Origin of the sequence: Thermomicrobium sp. CFH 73360 (assembly GCF_023806465.1) — a bacterium.
GTDB lineage: Bacteria > Chloroflexota > Chloroflexia > Thermomicrobiales > Thermomicrobiaceae > Thermomicrobium.
Genome location: NZ_JAMSLS010000020.1, coordinates 1 through 3,917, shown reverse-complemented (window position 1 = coordinate 3,917; position 3,917 = coordinate 1). Strand labels below are relative to the sequence as shown.

Sequence of the window (3,917 nt, the reverse complement as noted above, 5' to 3'; positions counted from 1 at the left end):
CCGCGGTGTCATCCTCTTCGACTAACCGACACTCCGGTGATGGGCAGTGGCGTTGCACCTCCCCCGCGGTCTCGCAGGCTGGCGCGACGCCACGGCACAATAGGGAGCGCACAGAGTAATCTGCCGCCCCCAGTCCTGACCGAGCAGAACCACGGGATGCTCGAAGTCGCATGACGAAGTCGGTTCCACACAAGCTTTGCGTGTTGGCCAGGACGCACCTGCGCCGACGGTCCGTGAACTCGGTACCCGCGACCTAGCGGCTCCGCTCCCGACGTGGCGCCCCACGTGGCCGGTAGAACGAAAGTGCGACAAGCATGGGACGCACTGTTCGGTAGCGTAGGCAGCCAGCCAGAAGCCCTGCGTTGTTCGCAAGATCGTCAAGTATGTGCGCGAGAACGAAGCGGACCAGATCAAGACGCGGTCGCTTGCGGACATAGTCGACCACTGCTGTTCCAGTCAGACTCATCACCACCAGGGCAAGCAGCCACTGGCCCACGCCCCTGCGCCGCGTGAGCGCTCCGGTGATCAGTGCTGCCCAGCTGTAGTATCGACTTACTGTTCTTCCCACCCAATAGACTGCTGCTGCCGTTCCCCGGAGTTCCCCTTGTAAGAGACGCCCAGTACCAATTGGTGCTCCCGCGTGCCGTACGCTTCTCATCGCACTCACCAGCTCCGCCAGTATTGGCAGCAGCGCGAACACCGGGAGCCATCGTCCACGACGCCAGCTCGCCAAAGCCCAACCGACGCTCATCAGCAGGGCAAGAGGGAGGGTGAGCACATGCCGGTAGGCAGGATGTCGCTCGACAAGCACAACTTCCGACGTCGCGTAGGCCACTCGACGACGCAAGAACGGCCAAAGACGGTCACGGTGGTCGTGGTAGACTACCCCATTCGGACGGTACAGCACCCGCCAGCCCTGCTCGCAGAGCCGCCAAATGAGATCCACATCCTCACCAGGATGGATACGTGCGAAGCCACCTAACTCGAGGAGGACTCGTCGCCGCATCAGCACGTTCGCTGTTGCCAGATACGGCACTGCACCGCGCGGCCGCACCCGGGCCGGTACTGGCCCATGTGTCAACGGCGATTGCACCGCTTCGTACCGATCAAGCCAGCTCTGCTCATCCGCCGGCAGAACGGCACCTCCCACCGCTGCTACGCTCGGGCGGACAAACTCCACAACGAGTGCTTGCAACCAGTACGGATGCGGTAGACAGTCGCTATCGGTGAAGGCGACGATCTCCCCTTGTGCCGCTGCAGCCCCTTGGTTGCGACACTCAGCCGCTCCCACGCGGACTGGCATACGGATCACGCGCAGGGGGAGCCGCCCGCACCATGCCGCAGCGCGCTCTGGTGTTTCGTCCGTCGAAGCGTCATCGACGACGAGAACCTCCAGCCGATCATGCGGATAATCCAGCCGCTCCAGCGCGGCCAGACATGCCTGGAGCTGCCGCGGCCGGTTGCGCACGGGAATCACGACGGTTACTGGTGGCAACACATCCTCCGAAACGCTCCACTCCAAGCGCACAAGTCCCTCATCGGCGAACCGCTCCAGGAGCTCCAGCGCCAGCTCGCGTCGCAGTCCTGGAACAGTCCGCAACGCATGCTCCACGTCCGGATTCATCCGGAGTGCTTCGAGCAGGCGGCCAACCTTGGGATGCACTCGCCATGCGCGGAGTGGTCGGTCGGCCACAATCCACACCGTCTCGCCTTGGGCGAGACAGCGCGCAGAAGGATCGATGTAACAACGGGCTGTGATCGTCACCGCACCGTCAGGATGCCACTGTGGAGCTTCTCCGTCATCTTGGCTGCGGACTCTCACGGATGACTTCGTGCCCCTCACCGCTCACCTGAGCCGACCAAGGTGGAAGGACCGTGAGCGTTCCGCTCCTCACCTTGGACGACTGCGGAGGTCACTGCGCTGCCGGCGTGACTGCGACCCGTCGTGGGCTCCGAACCGGACGCGGGTGCAAACGCAGCGGCAGAACGATATCGGTCGGTCCAGTCTCGGGCGCAAAGACACACTCGGGATCTGGTGCATCCAGCGGCGTTCCGGTGAAGTACTTCACCGCGAAGCACCCGCTCTGGCAGCGGGAATACGCGGAGCACGCTTGGCAGGTTGAGCCAGCCTCCCACTCACGTAATCGCTGGAAGAGCGGCGAATCACGCCAGATCTCGGTAAACGAGCGCTCACGGACATTCCCTGCCTTGAACTCCTCAGTCAGGACGAAGGGGCAGGCATAGACGTCACCGCGTGGATCGACACAACAGACGATCCGACCGGCTCCGCAGAGATTCAGCCCCTCCAGCGGCCGCCCCAGCGCCGAGAGATGGAAGAACGAGTCTCCTGTCAACACATCGGGATGATTGACGAGCCAACTGTACAGTTGGCGACTCTGGGCTCGGGTCAAGCGGAGTTCATGCCACACCTCGCGCCCGCGCCCCGATGGTCGTAGGCGTGTTACCCGGAGTTGTGCTCCATACGACTTGGCGAGCGCGTAGAAGTCCTCGAGTTGCTCGAAGTTCCGTCGCGTCAACACAACATTGATCTTAAAGGGGAACCGGCGTGCTGCCAGGAGCTCCATCGCTCGCCGTGCCAACGCATACGATCCTGCGCCTCGGATCGCATCATTCACCTCTGGAGTCACCCCATCGAGACTGATCTGGACGTCGAGATATGGTGTCCGCACGATCCAGTCTGCGACAGACTCGTCAATCAGGCTCCCATTGGTACTGAACTTCACGCCGATCCCGCGCGCGATTGCATACTCCATCAGCTCGAAGAAGTCAGGACGAACAAGCGGCTCTCCACCCCCAACGTTGATGTAGAAGACCCGCAATGCGGCCCACTCATCGATCAGCCGCTTGGCCTCCTCCGTCGTCAATTCATCGGGCGCGCGCTTGCCAGACGAGGACAAACAGTGCACGCAGTTGAAGTTGCAGGCGTAGGTAATTTCCCAGGTCAAGCAGATCGGCGCATTCAACCCACGACGCAGCACGTCAGTCCACATCGATGACCCCCCTGCGACGCAGCCCCTCCAGGAGCGGCAGGATCTTTTCTCCCGCGTCCTCTGGCAGGATGCCCGCTGCCCGCAGGCGCTGCGCCACCTCGGCGATTGTCTCATTCCCAGTACCCTCGACAAAGGGAACAAGCCAGGGCGGGATAAAGAATAATCGGCGCTCATGGTAGGTATAGGCCAGCGCCCCAAACGGCTCCGGCCGGAGCGCCGCGGTCCGGGCAAGCCTCGTGCGGTTCTCCCAGCGCACCGACTCGATCAGTACACCCCGCACATGCCGTCGATCGTGATCTCCGCGAGCAGCATCTCCACCAGCTGCTCGGCTGACTCCTCTGTCTCGGCCGAGAGCGTCGCAGCCGACTGCTCCTCAACCACCGTCTTCGGCTCCTCCACCAGCACCTCCACCATCGGCTCCATCTTTCCGCTCCCTTCTCCGCGCATTTCCCTAACCACCCAACATGTTCGGAATGTCAGCCGGAGTATATCCAGGCGTCTCGAAGGTGTCAACGCTCGTCTTCCGAGGAAAGTCTCTATTTACCCGGAACCTATGTCGGTGAATCCCCTTCTCGCCCGTGCACGGAAGGGTTGACAGCCATTCGATTATCTGCTATACTTTGAACAAAACTAGTTCTCTCTCACTCAACAATCAATGAGAGGATTCTGGTCAGTCGGAGATGTTGCGAAAGGGGGAGCCTATGAAGACGCGGGCAGCTGTGCTGCATGGTCCCACCAAGACGTTTAGTGTTGAAGAATTGGAACTGGATGAACCCAAGGCTGGAGAAGTCCTCGTCAAAATGGTTGCGACCGGCATCTGTCACTCTGACTGGCACTTCGCGACCGGCGATCACCCTGCCCGCTACCCCATTGTCCCCGGCCACGAGGGCGCCGGCATCGTTGAGA

5 protein-coding genes are annotated in these 3,917 nt (G+C 61.8%); 1 reads left to right on the top strand and 4 read right to left on the bottom strand.

Going from position 1 to position 3,917, the window contains the following annotated elements; genetic code table 11:
• Nucleotides 1-253: 253 nt before the first annotated feature.
• The 4 genes from mftF to mftA form a co-directional block, all read right to left on the bottom strand.
• Nucleotides 254-1,822: a mycofactocin biosynthesis glycosyltransferase MftF gene (gene mftF / locus NET03_RS13310; RefSeq protein WP_252128957.1), complete on the bottom strand. Its 1,569-nt coding sequence runs from the start codon at nucleotides 1,820-1,822 to the stop codon at nucleotides 254-256.
• Nucleotides 1,823-1,913: 91 nt separating this feature from the next.
• Nucleotides 1,914-3,011: a mycofactocin radical SAM maturase gene (gene mftC / locus NET03_RS13305; RefSeq protein WP_252128956.1), complete on the bottom strand. Its 1,098-nt coding sequence runs from the start codon at nucleotides 3,009-3,011 to the stop codon at nucleotides 1,914-1,916.
• Nucleotides 3,001-3,291 carry a mycofactocin biosynthesis chaperone MftB gene (gene mftB, locus NET03_RS13300; RefSeq protein WP_252128955.1) on the bottom strand — a complete coding sequence of 97 codons (291 nt, stop codon included), beginning with the start codon at nucleotides 3,289-3,291 and terminating at the stop codon, nucleotides 3,001-3,003. Before mftB ends, mftC begins: the two co-directional genes overlap by 11 nt.
• Nucleotides 3,276-3,434 carry a mycofactocin precursor MftA gene (mftA, locus tag NET03_RS13295; protein WP_252128954.1) on the bottom strand — a complete coding sequence of 53 codons (159 nt, stop codon included), beginning with the start codon at nucleotides 3,432-3,434 and terminating at the stop codon, nucleotides 3,276-3,278. The genes mftB and mftA overlap by 16 nt, the downstream gene beginning before the upstream one ends.
• 278 nt (nucleotides 3,435-3,712) lie before the next feature.
• Here mftA and NET03_RS13290 point away from each other — a divergent pair.
• On the top strand, nucleotides 3,713-3,917 hold a 205-nt coding region (locus tag NET03_RS13290), incomplete at its 3' end, for an alcohol dehydrogenase catalytic domain-containing protein (protein ID WP_252129373.1).